Below are 21182 nucleotides of genomic sequence, written 5' to 3' on the forward strand. Positions count from 1 at the left end.
CTCACGGAACTCCGGATCGAACTTCCGTCGCTTCTCCGCCATGACTCCCAACTTCCCCTGCAGTCACGGTCTTCACGCTACGAGGGGAGGGACAGTCCGTGGACCGGTCCATGATGCCTATAGCGGCGAGGGATGATGTGCCTGGTGCCAGCATGCGATCGGCTCCCAGCCCTGAAGTGCTCCAGACCGTGAGTGACACCCTCGGTCTGGCCGTGCACACGCTGTACACCACACAAGCCCGCTTGGCCCTCGTAGGACCCGACGATGCAAGGTGGTCGGCCGCAGAGGTTTGGGCAGCAGCACGTGAGCTGCGCCGTTTCGTGGAGGATGTCCGGCGGGGTGACGTGTCACCGGTTGAGTATCAGTCCCGATGCGGAAGAGCTGTCGACCGTTACGAGCACGCGCGAACACACTTCGCGACCCTGGTCAGAGGGATCATGGAGTCGCCGCCGAATTGACGGGGCAGAGTAAGAGCCATCTCATTTGGCGAGTCTGCGGTAGCAGATGAGGGTGCAGGCGGCGATGTTGGTCGCACCCGCTCAGCCGGCCGAAGTGTTCTGTGTCGCCTCGCGTGCCTCGGTGAGGGCTCGCTGCCTGAGGTTGCCGCCGAACAACTGAATCGTGGTGGCGGCCAGGATGTCATCCCTGCCGATGGTCCGCCCGTCCCCCCTGCGGGCGGACAGGGCCCGGAGGGAATCCTTGAGGAACGGGGGTGAGGCCGGTTCACCCGACATCACCAGGGTGACCGTACCGAAACGTTTGACCCTACCCTCGCGGACGACCATGGCCGCGTCCCGGGCGAGGTCCGTCAGGAACACGCTCGCGATTCCGTCCAGGTCGCGGACCATCGCCGGGACGGCCGTCGCCCCCTGGCTCCACAGCAGCTTCTTGACCCCGGCCTCGAACCTGTGCGCGCCGACCACAGCACTCGGTTTGCGCGACCTGCTGCGCTTACCAGAAGGCACGATGACACCCTCGGCGTCGTACAGGACACCGGTCAGGCCTTGAAACGTCGGGCTGTGGTCGTACCACTTGTCCCCCACCTCGAGCTCGACGTTCCGCTCGATCGCCGAGAGAAGGTCCCCGGGAATCAGCTTCTTCCGGGCCTCCTCCGCCGCCGCTCTCCTCGCGCCGTCGATGATCTCCGTCAGCACTGTCCGCGTCACCGACGCGGCGGCCCACGCGGCCGACCGAGAGACGTGCATCGGGGTCACGTCCCTGAACACCGCTTTGACGAGAGAAGGCTTGAACGGCGAGACATCCATGACCGAGGCGGTCTTGGGACCGCTGCGCTCAGGGCGTGCGGGCTGTGCGGTCATCGGAAGAAACGCTCCCTGCTGTCGGAGTTATCAGAGGCCCACACTTCACCACGCAGACCCGCTCTCTTCCCCCATCCTCCGTCGAAGCGGCACCCGGTCAAGGGCCTGGCGGGCACATCCCGACGGCCGGGCCGATGATCAGCCACCTCCCGCACTCCCTCGTACCGTGGCACCTGCGTCCCCCGTCCGGCTGTACCCCGTTCTCCCTAGCCCCTGCCACCGAGGAGGAGCGGCCGGTGAAGCGCACGCAGGGCGACAAGTGGGCGGCCAACCCGCGGGGCGGCGAAGGCGTTCCACGCCCGTGGGGGGCACTTGAACGTGCCCCGCAGAGCCTGCGGCAGCAGATGAGAGTGCAGGCGATGCTGGTGAAAGCGAGGAAGCGGTCGGCTTTGGCCGCCTCGGCCGCGCTGCTGCGCCGCCTCGATGACGACGGCCCGTTCCTCGCGTTCGCCACCTTGTGGCCCGATCACGACAAGGCCCTCACCGCCGGCGCCCCTTCAGGGTCCGGCCAGCCGGACCCCCATCGGCAGGCCGGACGCTGCTGGCCTAGGCGCATTACGTCCGCTTCCCTGTCTCCTTCGCGGACAATCTGGACACCGTGCGTGACACCGCCCGGCATGACGCGTCTCTGGCCGCCGCCCCGGAGACCGCGGGAACCGACATCACCCAGGTGCTGGCCGCCGGACCCGACCTGGTGACTCACTACGAAGACCCGGACGGCCCGGACGGCGTCTGCGGCAAGGCCCTGATCAGCGCGGCGATGGACGCCCACCGCCTCGGCGTCACCGGGCCGCTGCCGCTGAGCTTCCTGCGGGATGCGGCGCCCGGCTACCTCACCCCCTGTGAAAGTGCCGCCGTCGACCCCGACTCCTGATTCGCCGGCGCCCTCGCCCACGCGCGGACCGTGATCAAACAGGTCGTCAGGCCGGAGGCCGAAGAGGAGAGCTGACTGAGCCAGCCGTCTGGCGTTCCCGGGAGGGGCGTCAGGCGGCAGGGACCAGCACGCGCTTGGCCTTGACCCTCGTGGCCTTCTCGCCCTTGGCGACGGACAGATGCCGGAAGAGCTTCTGGCCTCGGTGATCGAGGAGCTTCGACTTTCAGGTGGCCTCGGCGGACCCACGAACATACCGTCACGACGCTGACGCTCGTCAGCTCGGCGGCCTCGCGGGCCGTAAGCCAGGTCCCGTCCTCCGCTGAATCCCTCCGAGCATGCGAAAGGCCCCGGTCCGCCAGTGGCGTCGGGGCCTGCGTGAGGACGTACGTGTCCTGCTGAGACGGAGTATGCGGTCAACTTGATAAGAGTAAGCGGCGGAAGCTACAGGATGCAGGCGTCGTCGGGCCGCGGATGCTCCCTGCGGGCCCGCGTCATGTCTGGTGGCACGGCTCGCCGGGCGGCTCAGCCGGCGGTGAGCTGGAAGTAGGCCGTCTCCCGGTAGCCAGCGTCGGGCGGCGCCACCTCGACCGTGACCGGGATGCCGGCCTGGGTCGGCTTGAAGCGGACCAGGACGGTGCGCTGGTCACCCCCGGCGAGCGGGGACCAGAGCATGGCGGCGACACTCCCCCGGTCCAGCACGGTCAAGTCGTAGTCGGTGACGTAGTTGTCGAGGGACTTGCCGGGGCGCACGACGAGCGGCGCGGGGCCCAGTTCCGAGACGCTGCCGTCGAACGACTCCCCGCCCGGGTGCAGTTCCTCGTCGGTGCCGTTGTCGTAGGTCACGGATATGGCGTAGGTGCCGTCGGCCTCGGCGCGCGGCGCACTGACGGTGATCTTCAGGCCGTCTTCGTACCGGGCCGTGGCGCCGGGGCCGAGGGGATCGGCGACGCTTCCTGACGCGCCGTCCTGTTCTTCCAGTTGCCCGTACCCGTCCAGGCCCTTCTCGACGTCCTCCAGCGCGCAGGCTCCGAACGCCACCACGACGGCGAGAACAACCGCTGCGATCGCGCAGCCGCTGAACCACCGCATATCGCCTGCAGCCGCGGTGTCGGGGGAGGTCGAGTCCGTATCCATGCAGGCCACGAAAGGAACCAGCCCGGAAGGCGATCATGAGTCGACGTACTCAAGGAACAACTGAGTAGCTCTCCCGTACCATGCGCGCGGCTGGGGCGAGGTGCCCCCCGGTCAGGTGAGCCGGCGCCGGAAGGGTTCGTAGGACATCTCGCGGAGGCCGGCCACGATGTTCGCGTAGCCCGCCGCGCGGAGCTGATTGAAGCCGACGGGGCGGGCGTTCGCCAGCTCGCGGTCCACGTGAAAGACCGTGGCCTGGTCACCGGGAAGCGGCCGGGACGTTGATGTCGGCTGTCGGCTCGTCTGCGGCCTTTGCCGCCGGGTGCGCCTTGGTGAGGGTGCAGACGCCTTCCACACACTGGCGCGCCAGACGGCCGCGGGAAATGGTCTGCGCCAGGCCGATCATCCAGCAGGTGGGGCAGCCGCGGAAGGCGATCAGCGCCAACGGGGCCGCCAGCAGGGCGGCCGGGCCGGCGACGGGCACGAGGCCGGTCGAGCCGATGATCAGCCCGAAGCCGATGGCGCCGCGCGCCAGGTGGCGCGGGACGGACTTGCTGGCGAAGTTCCCCTCGGGCGCCGCGGATTGTACGGTGGCCCGGATCTTCGCCCCCTGGGCGGGCTTCACGGTGTTCACGGTCATGAGTCTCCGCTGACTGGTTCGTCGATGACTTGATCTGTCACTGTCAGTGAGTGGCGCAGTGCTGCGCGTGCTCTGTGCAGCCGCGATTTCATCGCGGCGTTGCTCAGACCGAGCGAATGGGCGACGGTCTTGCCAGGCAGGCCCTGTACGTCCCGCATGATCAGGACCTGCCGCTGGTCACGGGGAAGGGCACAGACCGCAGCCGCGATCCGCTCCATCTCCAGCCCGTGCAGCACCCTGTCCTCGGCGGACGGTTCCTCGGACGCCTCCGGTTCGGCCGACGCATCGTCGCTCCGCGAGACGAGCAGCCGTACCTGACGGAGGCATTCGTTGCGCACAATCCGGAACAGCCATGAGGCAAGCGCGCCAGTGGCCCGCAAGGTGCCGATCTTCCGGTAGAGGATGATCAGCGCCTCCTGCGCCGCATCCTCCGCGTCCTGCGGTGAGGCGCACAGCGATATGGCGAACTTGCGCACATGAGGCTGCGATTTCATGACGACGGTGGTGAGCGAAGGGACGTCGCCGTCCTGAGCGGCCTTGATCAGCCGCTCGTCCGGCCAGGGGAAGCGTTGGTTCATGCGCTACTCATCCTCGGAAGGCGCTCCGTTGCGCAGACGCTGGTCAGCTTCGGCTCCTGTAGCGCCGCATCAGGTGCCAGCTGCACGCGCCCACGAGCAGGGCTCCGATCACTACGAGGCCAGTGACCATCATTGGTGTTTCCTCCCGGTTCTGCCGGCCCGTTCGGCCGGTACACAGATAAGAGACGGGGAGGTCCGGAAAGGATTCACCCCCCAGCGCTGCTGCAGACGCTCACTGCAGAAGAGCCGCCCGTCATCCGCCGTGCCGAACGTTGCGAGGTGATCCTGCAGCACCGCTACGAGCTGGGGCGGAATGAGCACACGTCGAACATCCTCAGTCGGCCGATTCTTGAGCCCGCGGTCGTCGTGGGTCTCCCCCGAGTCGGTCCACTGCTTACCGACCGACGGACGGGTCCCGTGGACGTCGCTGTATTCGAAGACGCAATCCCGTACCTCGTCAGGCCGGACAAACTAGCCAATATCCTGGTCCGATCACCGGCAGAAGGAACTCGTGGGGTCGCCTTTACGAGGACTGCCCACGAGCATGCGCAGCTCGAAGGCGGACCGGGTGGCCGGATGGCTCCTCTCCTTGCCCATCACGGAGCCCAGCCATCCGAGCAAGAAGGCCAGGGGGACCGAGACGATGCTCGGATACTTCAGCGGGAAGACGTCGAAGTCCATACCGGGGAACAGTGCGGCCGGATTTCCGGAGACTGCGGGAGAGAGCACGGCGAGGGACACCGAGCAGCCACCGCCACCAGACCACGCGTGAGTTGCCGGCCGCTGGCGGGCGTTCCCCCGCTGTTGCTGCCTGCCGATGCGGGACCTCGGTGCCTGGCCCCCCAGATTCAGGTGGGGCGTGGGTGCGGTTCGCCGCGGCGCCGCGCGGTGCGCCCGCTTGGACGCGGCTCGCACAGCCCCGGGGATGTCGCCTGTCAGCGGGCCTGGGCGCGCGCGTTGTAGTGCTCCTGCAGCCGGCGCAGCATGGTGCGGCAGTAGTCAGCCAGCGAGCGGTGCTGGTCCTCGTCGATGACCAGCGCGAAGGTGTGGATGCCGTCGACTCCTGGTATGGCCGCGTGGGGCGGCGCGGCCCGGATGTTGGGCCAGTAGGGGCTGTGTGCGACGCCGGAAGCCGCCCGCCAGGCGGCGCAGACCTTGACTGGCGTTCAGCGCGGTCTTCCACCGCATGGTCCAGCGGGCCTGGCCCTTGCCGGTGGGGTCGAGCGACATGATCGCCATGTAGACGCACTTCAGGGCGGCCTGCTCGTTGGGGAAGTGTCCGCGGGCCTTGACCGCCCGTCGTATCCGCGCGTTCACCGACTCAATCGCGTACCCAGCCCCGTCAACCACCACCCCCAACACCCGTAAGACGAGCCGATCAACCCACACCACCGCATCCACCACCCCGGACATCGAAACGAGAACCGCCCCGGACAAGAACGCGATAACTCCCACCCCGCAGCCGGGACGCAGCTGAGCGATCACTTTCGTGGCCCTGTGTCCACGCCGTTGCCCCAACCGCCACGAATCGGTCCGGCGCGTTCCTGCGCCCCCGGAACGGCCGTGCCGAAACGAAAACCTTCGGCAATTATGGGCATCCACGGCCACGTCGAACCTCGCCGACGGGATGCTGCTGTCCGCCACACCGCTGGTCGCCCTGACCCTCACCCGCGACCCCCTGGCCATCACCGCCATCACCGCCATGCAGTACCTGCCGTGGCTGCTGTTCTCGGTACCGCTGGGAACGCTGGCGGACCGCGTCGACCGCGTGCTCCTCCTGCGCACAGCGAGCATCACCCGGGCCCTGGGTGTCGGCCTGCCGGCCCTGGCCCTGGCCCTGGCCCTGGCCCTGGCCACCGGGCATGTGCACATCCTCATGCTGTACGCCTTGTCGTTCCTGTTCGGCCTGGCCGAAACCCTCTACGACAACACCTCCTCGGCACTGGTGCCCCTGCTCGTCGAGGACCACCAGCTCGAACGGGCCAACGGCAGGCTCTACGCGACCTACACCGTCGCCAACAACTTCGCCGGTCCCCCGCTGGGCGGCAGCGTTTTCGCGCTCGCAGTCTCCGCTCCCTTTGTCCTGGGCGCAGCCGGCTACGTCGTGGCCGCACTGCTGTTGGCCGTGCTCCCCCTCACGCACAGCAAGCGGGCGCCCGGCAGGGCCACGACCACCTTCGTGGAAGACCTCAAAGCGGGAGTACGTGGCTTCACCGGCCAGCCCCTGCCGGCGCCCCGTGTGTCCTGTTCGGGGTCGGCAACCTGGCAAGCTCGGCCGCCTACAGCCTCGTCTCCCTGACCGTGGTCGAACGTCTCGATGCAAGCCCCTCCACCTTCGGTCTCGTCCTCACCGGCGGTGCGGTCGGAGCCTTCCTCGGCGGCATGTACGGCGACCGCGTCGGCAAGCTCACGCGCCCCGGCACGACCCTGCTGTGGACCACCGTCGTGTCCGGCGCGGCGACCGCTGCCGTGGGACTGGCCGACCACGTCGTCGCTCTCAGCGCCCTGATGGCCCTGGACGGATTCGTCGTGGTGACCCAATCGGTCATCGCCGTCAGCCTTCGGGCCCGGCTCATCCCGGACCACATGCTCGGTCGCGTCACCGCCGTCTTCCGCACGCTGTCGACCGGCGCCTCCGCCCTGGGAGCGGTCCTGGGCGGTCTCCTGGCCCGCGCACTCGGGTTGTCCTGGCCCTTCATCATCGTCGGCGCCATCGTCATCGCTCTCGGGCCGGCCCTGTTCCACTGGCTCAGCAACGACCGCATCGCGGCAACTCTCCCCATCAAGCAGACAACTGAGGAGAAGGTCTGATGCTCGAGGCGCACCACCACGCACGCATGCTCGCCGACGCCACGCGCCTGACCGCGTTCCACAACGCCATGACCGAGTCGATCGCAGACAGTGATCGTGTCCTCGACGCCGGAACGGGCACGGGCATCCTCGCGGCCATGGCCTCGCAGCTGACCGCAGGAACGGTCGTCGGAGTCAAATACCTCAAGGACGCCGAGGAAGGTCTCAAAGTCGCCCAGGCCGAGATTCTCGCCCAGCGCACCCAAATCGGTGAACTCCAACTTGCTCTCGTCGACGCGCCAGGACGTGTCGCCACCGAACCCGACCGCACAAGGCCGTTCCCCGAGAGGGTCGACCGCACGCGGACCGGCCTGAACGACCGCGTCGACCTCGTGCTCCTACTCGGTGACGCACTCCACGACGGTGTCCACCGAAGTGTCCTTCGCCACCGCTATCCACGGCTCGGACGACGCCTCATCCGTGTCGCACTCCCGCACCAGCCACCACGCAGGTTCAAACGCCGAAGCCCCGACGCCAGCACAATATTCGAGGCCGTCAACCATCTGGACAGCGACGACACCGTCGGCCGCACCTGACCGGACACGATGACCAACCCCCACCCGCCCTCCCAGCTCCCGGCAGGTCCGGCCCATCGCCGGCGAAGGCATCAACCCCTTCATCGAACGTCTCGCCGCTGCCAACCACCTAAGAGTGTGTCCCACATGGCCGTGGTCTACGTGCGACGTTACGGTTGTCCCGTCTCGCTGGGCGTTCTCCCTGGCACGCTTGATCTTGGTGGCTTGGCTGCCCTGGCATTTCACTACCGGGGCCGGCCGCTTGTTACTCTTTCCGATCATGCGAGCCCTCTTCCCAGGATCCTTCGACCCGGTCACTCAAGGGCACCAGGACGTTCTGCGCCGCGCCGCCCTCCTGTTCGACGAGGTCGTCGTCTGCGTGATGTTCAATTCGAACAAGACCGGCCGCTTCCCGATCGCCGAACGGCTGGGCCGGCTCCGCGCGGCAGCAACTGACCTGAGCAACGTCACGGTCGACTCCCACACCGGCGGCCTGCTGGTCGACTACTGCCGCCGAGCCGGAATCGACGTCGTCATCCGCGGAGTCCGCAACGTTCACGACCTGGAGTACGAAATGCCGATGGCCCGCATGAACCACGAACTGGCCGGAGTCGAAACGTTCTTCATCGCTGCAGACCCCGCCCTGGCCCACGTCTCCTCCACCCTCGTCACCGCGATGAGTCAACACGAATGATGATTCGAGCAAGCTTCTTCCAGCAGGTGAGGGCCGCAGCAAGGGTGAGGAAGGCGGCGAATAGGTCGCCCCGGCGCTCAGGCGTTCGGAGGAGTCGATGCCGCGGCGGGCCACGTGGACGTGCGCGACGATTCACCGGCCGCGCAGCCATCGCCACAGATCAGAATAGTCGTACCCCATAAGCCCCCAACGAACGACGACGCCCAGGAGCAGTCACTCAACCTTCGATGAGAATCGCCCAACCTTCGGTTGCGTCAGGTCAGCTTGTCGTGGACCAATGAAACTGCGCAGCGTCCAACGAACCTGCGCATCGCTCCGTGTCCAGAGGAAAACCCGGTCTGCGACACACTGATCAGCAGTCCTATCAGAGCCGGGCTTGTCGTTGGCGTGTTCCGCTGGCGTGACAGTTACTCAGGGCTCTGCCATTAGTGGGTAGTTCCTGTGGTTCGAGCATCGTACGCACGGGAGCCGAGTTGGCGAGACTGACCGAGACTGACCGAGCCGGACCGCGAACTGGCGGAGCAACCGGTGGCCCGGGCCCGCTCGGAGGGGGTGAACCTGGTCGGAGAGAACGGCCTGCTCAAGGGACTGGTGAAGCTGGTCCTGGAGGGCGCCTTGGAGGCCGAGATGACCGAGCACCTCGGCAAGGGTGCCGACCGATGTCGGGCCGGTCGAGCTGGATGTCCCACGGGATCGCAACGGCAGCTTCAGCCCGCAGATCGTGCCCAAGCACCAGCGGCGGGCCGAGGGCTTCGACGAGGCCATCCTCTCCCTGTACTCCAAGGGCCTGACCACTGGAGAGATCCAGGCCCACCTCGCGGAGATCTACGATGTGGGCGTCTCCCGGGACCTGATCTCCCGGGCCACCGACAAGGTGACCGAGGAACTCGATGCATGGCACAACCGCCCCCTGGACCGCACCTACGCCGTCCAAATGATCGACGCGATCGTGCTGAAGATCCGGGTTCTGTCGACCGTCTTGTGATCCGGATGGTCTGGACTCATCGTGCGAGCAGGACTCGTTTGCGAAGGAGATCGAGTCCGGCGCGGCCGAACGTCTGGCGTTTGAGCATCTTCAGCCGGTTGATGTTGCCTTCGACGGCGCCGGAGCTGTGCGGCAGGGTCAGGCCGTTGCGGACGGCGTCGAAGTCGCGGCGGAGGTTGCGGGCGAAGGAGGCCAAAGGGGTCAAGGTGTCCTGCTCGGCGCTGGTGATCCAGTCCTCGAGGCGGTCGCCGTGGCGTCCGGTCATCATGGCTGCGAAATTCCTGACGTGGCCGGTGAGCCGGTCCAGCTCGCTGTCCCGTTGGCGGAGGCGGTGCAGTTTGTCGGCGTCTTCGTCTCGTAGGTGTTCGGGGTGGGTCATGATCCAGGAGGTGACCTCGCGGACCGATGGCGGCTTGGGCCCGGGTGCGGGCGCGTGTCCGCGCCCGGTTCGGTAGCGCCGCAGGTGACGTTGGACAGCCAACTCGCCCCCGGGATAGCCGAGTTCCTGGATCTCGCGGTAGAGCTGTGCGGCGTTTCTGATGCCCTCGTTCCAGCGCTGGTGCAGGTAGCCGATGTACGGGTCGACGATGTGCGCTCGCTGGAGGCTCTTGGCGACGACATCGTCAGCGGAGCGGGCGTTGATCAGCTTGCGGACGGTGGCCTGGTGCAGCCCGAGTTTCCGGCTGATCGCCGCCTTCGACATCCCCTGCTCCCACAACTCGTGGGCAGCGGCATGCTGTTCACGCAGCCGGGTCACAATCTTCAGCTCTGCCCATGGCTGGACCACCGCGGGCTCAGCCTCGGGCTCGTCGGGCGTCCAAGAGCACATCACGAGAGCACTCGATGCATGATCGCGAACAGCCAACATGACCCGCTCAATCGTCCGGATCACAAGATCGTCGACAGAACCAAGATCCGCGACGGGGCGGTCGCCAACCGCCCGGTCTACATCGCCGTCGGCATCAATCTGGAGGGCGAGCGGGACATGCCCGGGATGTGGGTCGGCTCCGGCGGCGAGGGCGCCAAACAGTGGATGACCTGGCTGGCGGAGCTGAAGAACCGTGGCGTCCAGGACGTCCTGATCGCCTGCTGTGACGGCCTGAAGGGCCTGCCGGACTCGATCAGCGGCATCTGGCCGCTGGCGGACATCCGGCTGAGCGTGGTCCACATGGACCGCAACAGCCTCAAGTACGCCTCCACCAAGCACTGGTCACAGATCGCCAGGGAACCGAGGCAGGTCTACACGGCCGCCACCGCGGACGCCGCCGAGCAGCGGTTCGTCGAGTTCGAGGTGATCTGGGGCGCCCGCTATCCGGCGCTGGTCGCGGTCTGGCGGCGCAGCTGGGAGCACTTCATCATGTTCCTGCGCTTCCCGCCTGAAATCCGGAAGATCGTCTACACGACGAACATGATCGAGCATCTCAACTGCCGCTTCCGTCAGGCCACTCAGCGACGCGGGCACTTCCCGAACGAGGAGGCCGCCCTGAAGGTGCTCTACCTCGTCATCCGCGACCGCCGGCCCAACCGCCGCAACCCCACCGGGTCCTCGCGCAGCAGGACCCACAACTGGAAGGAGGCCATCAACACCCTCGCCGGCCACTACGGCGACCGCGTCACCAACTACCAGTAGGAACCACGAGCCTCAACAAGTAGCGTCACCACCAGGGCTTACACAAGGAAAAACACATTCCCGCAGCGGAGCCTATCGCGGTGACGTTCTGTCGCGGAACCGGTGACAACTGCGTGGCGCGAGGCGCGCTGTGCGTCCTGCTCTCCCGGAGACTGCGGGCGCCGGGTTGCGTCGAGTCTGCTGAAGGCCCAGCGAAGTACTTCGCCGGGTGTGCGCGGCCTGTCCGTTGGAGGGCGGTCAGGACCGGTTCCGGCCGGCCGTCCGGATCCCGGGTGATGACGAGTCGGCCGTCGACCAGGGCGGCCCAGCCGTCCAGGCCGTCGATGTCCTTCTCCACCCAGCCGCGGTCGGGCCTTCCCCGCGGTCGGTCCAGGCGGCGATCCGGAAGCGGGCGTCGGCCAGGGCGGTGCCGTGCTCGCAGCCGCGGGTGAGCATCGCGCAATCGCGGAAGTCCGCCTTCCAACTGGCGGAGTACGCCTGGGAGTGAGTGTCCAGGACCGCCGCGCGGCCCGCCGGATGCGGCCTCAGCGGCTGGCCAGATCGGCGACGAGCTGCTCGATCTGGGCGGCCTGCGCGTCACGTTCCGCCTTGAGCCTGGCGAACGCCTTCGGCTGCTGGGCGATCGCGGCCTTCTGGTAGTCGGCTTCGACGGCGAACCAGATCCCGACCAGGTTGGTGCGCGTCTTGCAGTCCACATCGGCCTGCGCCATGCGGATCTCGGCGGCGTCCGGCTTGGGCTCCTTCACGGACGGCAGATCCGCTCCGGCCTCCATCGGGTTCGGCGCGCTGAACCCGTCGCCGCGCATGCACTCCGACCAGCGCCCGAAAACCTTTTGCACGCGCGGATCAGCCATCGAGTGAGCGAAACTCTCTCCCTTGGTCCGAGCGGCGAGTTGGGACGTGCCGCCGCTTGAGCCCGGCCCGCCCGTATGGAGTGAGCTGAGGTCGGTGTTGACCTTGCCCTGGCATCCTCCGGTCGGCACCGCCTGCCCGTTCGAGCTGGTCATCGGCTTGCCGGCGGCGTCCCGGCCGAGCAGCACGGCGTTCTCCGCCGGGGAGAGCGTGGCTTGCGGGGCAGCAGTGCCGCGTCTGGGCAGGTGGTATCCCCAGGTGCTGACGCTTGCCGGATCGGTGACGCCGTAGCGACGGAACATGACGGAGTCGGAGGGCGAGACGACCGGACTCGGCGCCACGGGCAGGTCGAAGCCGTACTGCTTCATGCACACAGCGACCTTCTCGGCGTTCAGCCACTTCAGTTCGGCCGCCTGCTGGGGTGTGAGCATGTAGTCCACGATCGGCAACCGGAGCGTGGCAACCTGCTTGGGGCCAGGAGTGGGCGTCGGTATCGCAGCAGGTGGCAGCGTTGGGGCGGGCGGCGACACCGCCTGCTCGGCGGAGCACCCACTTGCCGCCAGGGCGATCAGCGCCATCGCCAGGAGCCGCCTTCGGCGGACTCTCGCTGCGGCAGTCACGGTTCTTCTCCTCCGAGTTCGCGAGGCGGCCTGCCCACCGGTGTCAGCCGGCGGGCAGGTCTTGGGCATGGGACGGGGACCGTCAGACGGTGGGGCAGTAGGAGCGCGAGGCATCGTCCATGGCGATCGACGCTTCGTTGTTCTTCAGCCACGAGTTGAGGTTGCCGCCCATGCTGGGGCTCAACCAGTTCTCGTCTCCCACGTAGTTGGGGTAGACCCAAATGCCCACGTCGCAGGCGCTCGCGTTCTCGGCGGATGCGGCGTCGTTCCTCACGGGGTTACCGTCACTGAAGTTACCGGACAGTGTCGGAACGGCCTTGTCGCTGCTGGACCAGATGCCGCCGCCATGGTTGGAGTTGTACCAGAGACAATAGTAGGCCGCCGGGGCGCTGTTGGAGCAGGTGAACGTGTGCCAGCTGTCGATGTTGACGTAGCTGGCGTTGGCCTGCCCGGCCAGGCCACCGAGCGCAAGCATGGCAGCCGCGCCGACCAAGGCGACGCGTGAGCCTGTCTTCTTCACGGACATTTCGAGTTCTCCTCCGTTGGGCAGGTCGGGTGGTGCGGCGACCGGTTCCTGAGCTCGAGAGGGCAGGCAGAAGCGGCCCCCTCGGTGGGAACAGTAGATCTTGAATCGAACCGGTGTATGTTTAGTTTCGGCCAATCCGGTGGCCGATCCGATGGTCAGCGCGGTCCCCGGCACCGAAGCAGAATCGAGGATTCACCGGACGTCCGCCGATACCTGCCGAGTCGGTGATCTCCGTCGGCAGCAGTTACCGACCCCTGCGGCTCACAGGAAGACGCCACGTGACTTGGCTAATGTGCCTGATGAGTCCGTAACCCTTGGACCTGCAGGGTTGCTTGGCAACACCGGATAAGGGTCTGCTGCACGATCGGGTGATCTGAACTGGCTTGCCCTGTAGGACCGGTGAGAAGGATGTCGCTGCGCCCAAGCCTTATCCCGAAGAGTTCCGCGAGGACGTCGTGCGGGTCGCGAGGAACCGCGGCTCGGGTGTGCCGCTGGAGCAGGTGGCCGCCGACTTCGGAGTCCACGCGGTGACGCAGTCGACGTGGATGCGCCGCGCGGACATCGACGACGGGGTGAAACCCTGAACGACCATGCAGCGACGGACTGGACGCGGCTGCCGCTGAGGGCGCGCAGCACGTTGCCGTCGAAAGCCATGGCATTGATCTCCCGGCCGCCCATGTCGAGCAGCTGGCCCAGGGAGAGGTGAGCATCGACGTCCCACAGCTGCACCGTGTCCGTGTCGACGGCGGCGGCGGCGGCGGCCAGCATGCTGCCGTCGGAGGAGAAGACAGCGTCCGGCAGTGAGGCGCCGGAGCGGGTGCCGCCGCGCACGGTGCTGCTGGGCATGCGGGCGAGGCTGTGGCGGACGTCGTTGTCCCACAGACCGACCCAGCCGCTGGGGTGCACCACCGCGAGGAGTTTGCCGTCGGGCGAGAAGGAAAGGTCCGAGGCCCGATTGACCCGCCCTCTCCCGGTCGGGAGGGGGCGGGTCAGTCGGTCAGTGGGGTACCACTGTGTCGCTCATGGCGGGCTTGCCTTCTCCGGAAACGGTTCAGGCGCGGACGAGGATGTCCAGTTGGTTACAGTCCGACCGGGTTGAGGTAGGTGGCCGGGTGGGTGGCGCCGTCCTGCTTGAGGATCTGGCCGCCGAACGGCCACTTCAGGGTGAAGTGCTTCGTCTCGTTCGGCGGGGTGACCAGGAACTTTGCCGGAACGAACTTCTCCTTCTGCGGTGTGGACTCGGCCACCGGGAGCAGGTTGATGCTGAAGTCCACCGTGTCCCCCTGCTCCAGGATCATCTTTTCGGGCTTCTTGGAGGAGCGCACCAGCGACCAGGTGCCGTCGGTCTTCTGAGCGCCGATCATGTCGACACCGGCGAAGCCGGACAGGGTGCAGGTGCGCTTGCTCTGGTTGGTGAACCAGATGTATGCCTGGGTCTGCTTCTCGGACTGCTCCATCTCCGGCTTCGCGTCATCCCCCATGGCGAAGCCAGCCTTCAGGTCGGCGGTGTGGCAGCGGGTCGGCTGGGACTTGGCGGGGGCGGCCGAGGCCGGGATAGCGGTAGCGGCGGTGCCGGCGACGACGACGGCCGCAAGGGCCACGGCGGTCAGTTTGCTCTTCATGAAGTTTCGGGTTCCCCTCGGATACGAATCGGCGCGCGAGGTCAGTGCGCGCCTACGCACCTGAAGACGCGCAATGCCCGGGGGGCGTTCGGTCTGCCGGAGAACCTTTTCCCGCCAGCCAGGCTCCCAGGACGTGGGGGCCCGGACAGTCAGGACGTCGCACAGGATGCTGTCAGGCGTGCCGGCCATGCTCGATCAGCGAGGAGGCCAGTCGGCTAGGAGTCTCCGCTGCCCTAGGCTCACTTCATGGACATTCGCGGCATCGACCCCCGTGACACCGTCTGGGAGCAAGACCATGCCCGGTACCGCGTCTACTTCTGGGACGTGAAGACGGTCACCGCACACGAGTACGAGATCCTGCGCGAGGTCGACATCGACGAACTCCTGGCCTGGACAACGCGGTACGCAGCCGATCAAGGATGGTCCTACACCATCTACGCATCGGTCACTGACGGCGACAGTCCGGGACTCATCCGGCTTGCTGGCGTCTTGGGCGATCCGTTCGCCGACGCGTAACCCATCCTGGGCGGGGGCGGACACCCAGGATGTCCGCCCCTGCCCAGCGCTCGCAGGACCTCTGACCGCACTACCCAGTCGGCCCCTTCCTCTCAGCCGCACCCAGCACCCAGCTCCTCTCCCGGCAGCTACCTGAAACACACTTCATTGCCGTTCGGCTGCCCGCCCCATCGACGCACAGCCGAACGGCAGAAGAGCTATTGCCACACTTCACAACGCCGTGGCCTGCGGAAAGGGGTTGTGACACAGCTTCTGAGTTGTACCCCAAGACGATCTGGGCCGACTGGCTCTGCGGAGACCACCAAGCAGACCACCGACGGCGCGTTCTCACCGAATTCGCGGATGGGATCTCCACCGACGGCACCGTCGTCGAGAAGGCGTTCCTCGGGTCCGTGCGCATCCTGGGTGAAGGCGTCGACACCAACAACTGCGACTCCGTCTACTTCGCCGACGTCCGCGGCTCCATGCCCGACCTCGTCCAAGCCGTTGGCCGCGCCCTACGCATCCAACCCGGCGACAGTAAGGTCGCCTCACTCGTGGTGCCCGTCCTGCTCGGGGCCGGCGAGACACCCGACAACATGCTCACCAGCCGCGCCTACGACGGACTGGCCAAGCTGCTCGAGGGCCTGCTCTCGCACGATGAACGACTGGTCGAGCAGCTCGCCTCCCGCGCCCTGACCCGCAGCAAGCACGAGCGCAAGGTGCACGTCCAGCGTGACGAGGACGGCCGGATATCCGGGACAGCCGATCGACCCGCACACCCTCGGACGGCGCCTCAGGGCGATCGGCATCTCGCCCCGTCTCGCCCGCCACACGGCGCTGATGGACCTCGCCTCGGAGCTGCCCGCCCTCGTCTTCAGCCGCCTGCTCGGATTCCACCAGACCACTGGGGACAACTGGAACCGCGAACGCCAGGGATTCGGCGCCGACTACGCCGGCCGTATCGGGAAGCATCGGCGGGTCCCTCTGCGCAGGAGACGAGAACACCGCCGGTGCTTCTGTGCTATCCGGCACCTCGCGGCGCCAACCACGCTCCGCCACCCGTGTGGGCGACCTGCATGACGATCAGTCAGAACGACGAAAGCCGAGGTGTCATGCACCCCATCCCAACAATCGGAGGGGCGCCTCGGGTTATGTGGTGCCGTCGAGAACATGAGGCACCCCTCCGGATGCTGTGGAGGCCGCACCGCTGGGTGCCGAAGGAGGGATTCCCGATGGATCTGCAGAACCCGGCGCCGACCGAGGTGTCCGATGAGCGACCGCAACCCCGAACCGGCGAGCGCGCTACCGCAAGAGCGAACAAGGAGATCATCCGCCGCGCGTATCGCGAAGTGATCGTCGGCCGCGACGTCAAGGCCGCCGAGGAGCTGTACGCAGCGGACTTCAAGCAGCACGACATCTACCTGCCGGACGGTCGGCAGGCGCTGATCGACCTGACCCGGTCCTCCGCCCAGCCCGAGCCGCCGGAGGTGGGGGTGATCCTGGCCGAGGGCGAGTTCGTGGTGCAGATCGCTCGGGTGCGGGGGATGTTCCGCGAGCCGAAGATCACCGCGGAGATCTTCCGCGTGCAGGATCAGGCGATCCGGGAACGGTGGGGCTTCTACATGGACGATCCCGGTATCGGCCCGAACGGCCTTCCGGTGTTCACGGCGAACATGCCTTTCCAGGACACAAGCGAGGAAGTCCGGTCGGCCAACCGCCAGACGGTGAAGAGCGCGGTGCCGGAGCTGTACGCAGACTTCGACGAAGCCGTGGTCGACCGTTACTGGAGCGACGACTACGCGATCCACATCGACATGGAGGCGCCGGGGAGCGGCAAGGAAACGCTGCGGGCGTTCCTGGGGATGTTCAAGCAGATTCCGGGCTTCACCAACGAGTACAGCCTGTTCGTGGCTGACGGCAACTACGTCGCGCACTTCAACCGCTTCAACATGGCCCCGGACCAGTACACCATCGCACTGGACTTCATCCGGGTGCAGGACGGTCTGCTGGCGGAGCGCTGGGGCGTGACCCAGGCCGACAACGGCGCGGGCGTAAACGGTCGGGAGCTGTTCACCCCGAAGCTGATGCCCTAGTACTCCTCGCTGCTGGAGTGACAGTACTCCAGCAGCACTTTCATGCCTGACCTGGGAAACGTCGAGCGGTGGGAGTGCAGCGGGCGGGCAGTCGTCACGGGCGGCTTCTGCCCGACCACCCCTTGAAGGAGTCCCCCCGACGACGAGGCCACATGAGGCCGGAAAAGCCTCCGGCCGTGATCACCACACAGGCAGCCGGGACCTGGGACCGCAACCTAAGACGGCACTTTCCCACCCGCAGCGGCTGCCCCGGCCACCAACTCCCGGTGCAATGCCGCCACACTCCCCCGATGAAACGCCAACCGCCGGGCCAGCTGCAGCGTAACCACGAACCGGCGGCGCTCAGCCCGTTCCACACGGCCGTCCACACGCGCCACCACCAGCCACGCTCACGGTCCGCTCCGACACCCCAACGACCCAGCCGACAGCAGCTGATGACCCGCCGTCAACTCCCCCGAGCCTCAAGCGCCACCAACCGGCGCACCGCAACCGGCCGCAACACCCCGGCACCCAGCCCGGCACCCACCAACGATCCCCCACTCGAACAGGCAGACACAGCCCACCACGCCCACCTTCGTTGGGTGATCAAGAACGGTCGGCCAATCAGTCCATCTGCACAATCCCAGCTCACAGCCCTAATCGCTGCGCAGAAAGACCGGTCGCTGACAGCTGTCGCCGACCGCTGAATCCGGGTGACGCCTCGTCAAGAGCCAGCAACAGCGTCCTCGCCTTGCGAGGGTGAGCTGCTCGCTTGCCGGGGGTGTCAGCTGCCCAGCCTGCTGAAGGCCCAGCGGAGCACTTCCTGGTCCGGGTGGTCTCGGCCTGTTCGTTCAAGTGCGGTCATGGTGTGGGCGGTGAGCCGGGCCCGGTTGCGGAAGTAGCCCTGTGCCGCGTGACGGTCGGTGAAGGCGATGTACGCAGGATCGGTTCTCGCCCAGATCGGATGGCAGAGCGGGATGACCTGCTGAACTTCCTCCAGGGTGAGCTTGGTGATGTGCTGCCAGATGAAGATGCGGGACCGCGCGGCAGCCCGGCCGGCTCCGCGGGCCCGGCGTGGCCGGGTGCGGCGCCGGCCGGGGCCGAGTCGGACTTCTGTCTCAGAGTCGGACCGGGCCGCCCGCACGATCCGATGGTCGCTCTTCACCGTCGTCTCCGTGCGGCAGGAGTTCGGCGATGATCTCGGTGCCGAGTGCGTACGCCGGCACGCCCGCGGTGATGAGCGCGGTCTCGGCGACGCCGATGAGGTCGGCGATGCCGGCTCCGGCGTGGAGTGCGCCCTGGGCGTGGATCCGGGCGGGGTGTGCCCGGCCAAGGGCCAGCAGCTGCCCGAAGTGGACGAGCTGCTGCACTCGCGCTCCCAGCGGATTGTCGGTCAGCACGATGTGGCGCAGTGCCGCGATCGCCTCTTCGGTCGGCAGTCGGCCGAACTCCTGGGCCAGGCGCAGCCTCTCCTCAACCCCGCCGGGAACGGTTGCGAGGGTGGAGCGGTAACGGTCGCGTATGGCCTCCGTACGGGAGGCGAGGGTGTCGTCCGTCATGACCTGACCCGCGCGATCGCGGCGCGCACGGCCTCCTGGGCGCCCGCGGGGAAGTCCACGGCCCCGCCGATCGCCGCGGCGGCGATCTCGGCTTCGGCGCTCTCCTCGATCGCCACCACGAGGTGGGCGGTGGCCGCCGCATCCGGGCCGAACACCAAGAGGCCGTGGTTGGCCAGCAGGACCGCGGCCGTCGTCGGGCACCGTTCCAGCACGTCGGCGATACCGCGCACCGACACGTCCGATCCGCGAGGTCCCCAGGGAACCACGGGGACCTCCTCGGCCTGTCCGAAGCGCAGCATCGGCTCGGTGCGGCAGGGCAGCGGCCGGTGGGCCACGGCGAAGGCGGTCGCGGACGGCGAGTGGGTGTGGATGATCGCGCCCACATGGGGGCGGGCCTTGTACACGGCGCTGTGCATGGCGATGATCTCGGCGCTGACGGACTGCAGCTCGCCTTCCAGGACCTGCCCGTCGAAACCGACGGTCGCCAGTTGTTCGGGCCGCAGGCCGCGGACGAACCCCGGCGTCAGCAGAAGGCGCTCACCGCCAAGCCTGGCGCTCAGGTTGGCGTGCCCGGAGTGGGACATCACCCCGGCCGCGAAGAGCTTCTCCGCGGCTTCCACCAGCTGGTCGGCCCGCTCTTTCCGTACGTATGTGTCGCTCATAGCGGCATCCCCAAGTGTGCTGCCAGCGGCCGCTCGTTCGCCGCTGTCCACGTGCCGACCACTCTTCAACTTGAACTAAGGTTTAAGTCAAATGCCGGGATCGACGAGGAGCAGGAGGAGCGGAACGTGCGCATGACGATCGGCCGGCTCGCCGAGATCACCAAAGTGCCCGCTTCGGCCATCCGGTACTGGGAGCGCCACGGCCTGCTGCCGGCGCCCGAGCGTGAGAGCGGCCAGCGGCGCTATCCGCCGGAGGCCGCCGAGCGGATCACGGTGCTGCGCAAGTGCCAGCAGGCTGGGCTGACCCTGGTCGAGATCAGCGAGTTCCAGCGGGAGCAGCCACGCAGAGAGGCGATGATCCGCGCCAAGATCACCGAGATCGAGCAGCGCCTGGTCGATCTCGACCACGCCCATCAGCTCCTGACCCATGCCCTCAAATGCAGCGAAGAGGACATCGTCAGATGCCCGAAGTTCCGAGAGCAGATGGCGGCGTGGCAGACGCCGGATCCGGCGCCGTGAACTGTGTGAGGGGGCCTGGCTGGTTGCGAAGTACCGGTTTCGCGGCAACGCCCATCGAGGCCAGGCGCCGCGTCGTGGCAGTGCAACCCGCAACCGGCACAGGCGGTCCCGGGACCTACGGTGCGGTCACGCCCGCCGCGTGGGTGTCGTGCCGGTGCTGCGGGCCGAGCACGCGCAACTCGTCCAGCACCGTGGTGCCACCGGGCAAAGGGGTGAAGATCCGCAGGCGCTGGTCCGCCGCGGGCGTCGCCAGCACCTCGCAGTCCAGGTCGATCCTGCCCAGGTCGGGATGCACGAGCCGGTACGGGTGCGACCTGCGCACGGCGACCTCGTGCCGGTCCCACAGCTCCGTGAATTCCGCGCTCACGCCCCGCAGCCGCGTCACAAGCGAGCGGGACGCCGCGTCGTGGCCGCGACGGGTCGTCGCGGCCCGCAGGTCGGCGACCAACTGCCGGGCCTGCACCTCGTGTTCCTCGACCGCGAAGTGACCGCGGACGCCGGGGTCGGTGAACCAGCTCAGCACGATGTTGCGATCCTCCTCGGCAACCGTGCACACGCACCCGAACAACGCGAGCGCCAGGTCGTTCTGCGCCAGCAGGTCGCCCAGATCGCTCACCACCTGCACGGGCACGCCGTCCAGGCGGTCGAGGAGGTACCGCAGGCCCGGCCGCAGGTACTCCCCGGCCCGCGCGCCCTCCGGCGGGCGGTGCCCGGCGAGCAGGTACAGGTGGTCCCGCTCGTCCTCGGTCAGCCGCAGCGCACCCGTCAGCGCGGCGAGCACCTGGACCGAGGGCTGGGAGCCGCGGGCCTGTTCGAGCCGCATGTAGTAGTCGGCCGACATCCCGGCGAGCATCGCGACCTCCTCGCGACGCAGACCCGGGGTCCGCCGCCTCGGCCCCTCGACGAGCCCGACGTCGCGCGGCGTCAGCCGCTCCCGGGACCGGCGCAGGAAATCGGCGAGATCGGGACGGTTCAGTGTCATGTCCTTCTCAGGATATCGGAGTCCTGAAAGCGCATCCTGGGACCCCCGGTCCTA

At 67.6% G+C, this 21182-nt stretch carries 25 protein-coding genes and 5 pseudogenes; 13 read left to right on the forward strand and 17 right to left on the reverse strand.

The features are described 5' to 3' along the window. Positions 1-539 precede the first annotated feature (539 nt). Positions 540-1319, reverse strand: a complete 780-nt coding sequence (locus tag ACWD35_RS40550; protein ID WP_451356367.1) for a hypothetical protein — start codon at positions 1317-1319, stop codon at positions 540-542. A gap of 598 nt (positions 1320-1917) precedes the next feature. On the opposite strand from ACWD35_RS40550, the gene ACWD35_RS40555 reads away from it, so the two are divergent. Beyond that, positions 1918-2193 carry a hypothetical protein gene (locus tag ACWD35_RS40555; RefSeq protein ID WP_451356368.1) on the forward strand — a complete coding sequence of 92 codons (276 nt, stop codon included), beginning with the start codon at positions 1918-1920 and terminating at the stop codon, positions 2191-2193. A 522-nt stretch (positions 2194-2715) separates the two neighbouring features. Here the strand turns inward: ACWD35_RS40555 and ACWD35_RS40560 are convergent. The 7 genes and pseudogenes from ACWD35_RS40560 to ACWD35_RS40590 form a co-directional block, all read right to left on the reverse strand. Next, the gene (locus ACWD35_RS40560; protein WP_451356369.1) at positions 2716-3327 is read right to left on the reverse strand and encodes a hypothetical protein; all 612 of its coding nucleotides are present in this window, start codon (positions 3325-3327) and stop codon (positions 2716-2718) included. A gap of 111 nt (positions 3328-3438) precedes the next feature. Next, a complete protein-coding gene (locus ACWD35_RS40565) occupies positions 3439-3564 on the reverse strand; it encodes a hypothetical protein (RefSeq protein ID WP_451356370.1) in 126 nt (41 codons plus the stop codon). 19 nt (positions 3565-3583) lie between these two features. Beyond that, complete coding sequence (locus tag ACWD35_RS40570) at positions 3584-3964, reverse strand: hypothetical protein (RefSeq protein WP_451356371.1); 381 nt, start codon at positions 3962-3964, stop codon at positions 3584-3586. Then, positions 3961-4542, reverse strand: coding sequence for an RNA polymerase sigma factor (locus tag ACWD35_RS40575; RefSeq protein WP_451356372.1), 582 nt, complete (start codon positions 4540-4542; stop codon positions 3961-3963). Before ACWD35_RS40575 ends, ACWD35_RS40570 begins: the two co-directional genes overlap by 4 nt. A 228-nt stretch (positions 4543-4770) precedes the next feature. Further along, a pseudogene (locus ACWD35_RS40580) lies at positions 4771-4965 on the reverse strand (tyrosine-type recombinase/integrase); the annotation flags it as partial. A gap of 69 nt (positions 4966-5034) precedes the next feature. Further along, positions 5035-5271, reverse strand: a complete 237-nt coding sequence (locus ACWD35_RS40585) for a hypothetical protein (protein WP_451356373.1) — start codon at positions 5269-5271, stop codon at positions 5035-5037. A 432-nt stretch (positions 5272-5703) separates the two neighbouring features. Beyond that, positions 5704-5871, reverse strand: a pseudogene (locus ACWD35_RS40590) (transposase); the annotation flags it as partial. 160 nt (positions 5872-6031) lie between these two features. Between ACWD35_RS40590 and ACWD35_RS40595 the strand changes: the two are divergent. The 5 genes and pseudogenes from ACWD35_RS40595 to ACWD35_RS40615 all read left to right on the forward strand — a co-directional run. After that, the gene (locus ACWD35_RS40595; protein WP_451356374.1) at positions 6032-6841 is read left to right on the forward strand and encodes an MFS transporter; all 810 of its coding nucleotides are present in this window, start codon (positions 6032-6034) and stop codon (positions 6839-6841) included. 2 nt (positions 6842-6843) lie between these two features. Further along, positions 6844-7353, forward strand: a complete 510-nt coding sequence (locus ACWD35_RS40600) for an MFS transporter (RefSeq protein ID WP_451356375.1) — start codon at positions 6844-6846, stop codon at positions 7351-7353. Positions 7354-7379: 26 nt separating this feature from the next. Further along, positions 7380-7928, forward strand: coding sequence for a 50S ribosomal protein L11 methyltransferase (locus tag ACWD35_RS40605; RefSeq protein ID WP_451356376.1), 549 nt, complete (start codon positions 7380-7382; stop codon positions 7926-7928). 259 nt (positions 7929-8187) lie between these two features. Continuing rightward, positions 8188-8601 (forward strand): pantetheine-phosphate adenylyltransferase, encoded by a 414-nt coding sequence (gene coaD / locus ACWD35_RS40610; protein WP_451356377.1) that lies wholly within the window; start codon positions 8188-8190, stop codon positions 8599-8601. Positions 8602-9020: 419 nt separating this feature from the next. Then, a pseudogene (locus tag ACWD35_RS40615) lies at positions 9021-9565 on the forward strand (transposase); the annotation flags it as partial. A gap of 37 nt (positions 9566-9602) precedes the next feature. On the opposite strand, the gene ACWD35_RS40620 reads toward ACWD35_RS40615, so the two are convergent. Beyond that, positions 9603-10454: a transposase gene (locus tag ACWD35_RS40620; protein WP_451356378.1), complete on the reverse strand. Its 852-nt coding sequence runs from the start codon at positions 10452-10454 to the stop codon at positions 9603-9605. 42 nt (positions 10455-10496) lie between these two features. Here ACWD35_RS40620 and ACWD35_RS40625 point away from each other — a divergent pair. After that, positions 10497-11216, forward strand: a pseudogene (locus ACWD35_RS40625) (IS256 family transposase); the annotation flags it as partial. A gap of 524 nt (positions 11217-11740) precedes the next feature. On the opposite strand, the gene ACWD35_RS40630 reads toward ACWD35_RS40625, so the two are convergent. Together ACWD35_RS40630 and ACWD35_RS40635 are read right to left on the reverse strand one after the other, a co-directional pair. Further along, the gene (locus tag ACWD35_RS40630) at positions 11741-12688 is read right to left on the reverse strand and encodes a hypothetical protein (protein WP_451356379.1); all 948 of its coding nucleotides are present in this window, start codon (positions 12686-12688) and stop codon (positions 11741-11743) included. A gap of 82 nt (positions 12689-12770) precedes the next feature. Continuing rightward, entirely contained in the window at positions 12771-13214 is a 444-nt protein-coding gene (locus tag ACWD35_RS40635) for a peptidase inhibitor family I36 protein (protein ID WP_451356380.1), read from the reverse strand. 455 nt (positions 13215-13669) lie between these two features. Here ACWD35_RS40635 and ACWD35_RS40640 point away from each other — a divergent pair, with 455 nt between their 5' ends. Then, the gene (locus ACWD35_RS40640; protein ID WP_451356381.1) at positions 13670-13798 is read left to right on the forward strand and encodes a hypothetical protein; all 129 of its coding nucleotides are present in this window, start codon (positions 13670-13672) and stop codon (positions 13796-13798) included. Between the two features lie 495 nt (positions 13799-14293). Here the strand turns inward: ACWD35_RS40640 and ACWD35_RS40645 are convergent, their stop codons facing one another. Continuing rightward, the gene (locus tag ACWD35_RS40645) at positions 14294-14836 is read right to left on the reverse strand and encodes a DUF4232 domain-containing protein (protein ID WP_451356382.1); all 543 of its coding nucleotides are present in this window, start codon (positions 14834-14836) and stop codon (positions 14294-14296) included. A gap of 246 nt (positions 14837-15082) precedes the next feature. On the opposite strand from ACWD35_RS40645, the gene ACWD35_RS40650 reads away from it, so the two are divergent. Together ACWD35_RS40650 and ACWD35_RS40655 are read left to right on the forward strand one after the other, a co-directional pair. Beyond that, positions 15083-15352, forward strand: a complete 270-nt coding sequence (locus ACWD35_RS40650) for a hypothetical protein (RefSeq protein ID WP_451356383.1) — start codon at positions 15083-15085, stop codon at positions 15350-15352. A 257-nt stretch (positions 15353-15609) separates the two neighbouring features. Continuing rightward, positions 15610-15846 (forward strand): annotated as a pseudogene (locus ACWD35_RS40655) (helicase-related protein); the annotation flags it as partial. A gap of 36 nt (positions 15847-15882) precedes the next feature. Here the strand turns inward: ACWD35_RS40655 and ACWD35_RS40660 are convergent. After that, on the reverse strand, positions 15883-16044 hold the full coding sequence (locus tag ACWD35_RS40660; RefSeq protein ID WP_451356395.1) for a hypothetical protein: 162 nt from the start codon (positions 16042-16044) through the stop codon (positions 15883-15885). A gap of 22 nt (positions 16045-16066) precedes the next feature. Here ACWD35_RS40660 and ACWD35_RS40665 point away from each other — a divergent pair, with 22 nt between their 5' ends. Next, on the forward strand, positions 16067-16414 hold the full coding sequence (locus ACWD35_RS40665; RefSeq protein WP_451356396.1) for a hypothetical protein: 348 nt from the start codon (positions 16067-16069) through the stop codon (positions 16412-16414). Positions 16415-16566: 152 nt separating this feature from the next. Beyond that, positions 16567-17427: a nuclear transport factor 2 family protein gene (locus ACWD35_RS40670; RefSeq protein WP_451356397.1), complete on the forward strand. Its 861-nt coding sequence runs from the start codon at positions 16567-16569 to the stop codon at positions 17425-17427. Between the two features lie 763 nt (positions 17428-18190). On the opposite strand, the gene ACWD35_RS40675 is transcribed toward ACWD35_RS40670, so the two are convergent. From ACWD35_RS40675 to ACWD35_RS40685, 3 genes are read right to left on the reverse strand one after another with little or no spacing between them, the layout of a single operon-like run. Further along, positions 18191-18571, reverse strand: a complete 381-nt coding sequence (locus ACWD35_RS40675) for a hypothetical protein (RefSeq protein WP_451356384.1) — start codon at positions 18569-18571, stop codon at positions 18191-18193. Next, positions 18525-18965 (reverse strand): carboxymuconolactone decarboxylase family protein, encoded by a 441-nt coding sequence (locus ACWD35_RS40680; RefSeq protein WP_451356385.1) that lies wholly within the window; start codon positions 18963-18965, stop codon positions 18525-18527. The genes ACWD35_RS40675 and ACWD35_RS40680 overlap by 47 nt, the downstream gene beginning before the upstream one ends. Further along, complete coding sequence (locus ACWD35_RS40685) at positions 18962-19627, reverse strand: class II aldolase/adducin family protein (RefSeq protein WP_451356386.1); 666 nt, start codon at positions 19625-19627, stop codon at positions 18962-18964. The genes ACWD35_RS40680 and ACWD35_RS40685 overlap by 4 nt, the downstream gene beginning before the upstream one ends. Before the next feature lie 132 nt (positions 19628-19759). On the opposite strand from ACWD35_RS40685, the gene ACWD35_RS40690 reads away from it, so the two are divergent. Beyond that, a complete protein-coding gene (locus ACWD35_RS40690; protein WP_451356392.1) occupies positions 19760-20146 on the forward strand; it encodes a MerR family transcriptional regulator in 387 nt (128 codons plus the stop codon). Positions 20147-20261: 115 nt separating this feature from the next. Here the strand turns inward: ACWD35_RS40690 and ACWD35_RS40695 are convergent, their stop codons facing one another. After that, complete coding sequence (locus tag ACWD35_RS40695) at positions 20262-21128, reverse strand: helix-turn-helix transcriptional regulator (protein WP_451356387.1); 867 nt, start codon at positions 21126-21128, stop codon at positions 20262-20264. Positions 21129-21182: the final 54 nt, after the last annotated feature.

The organism is Streptomyces sp. NPDC002671 (assembly GCF_053592475.1).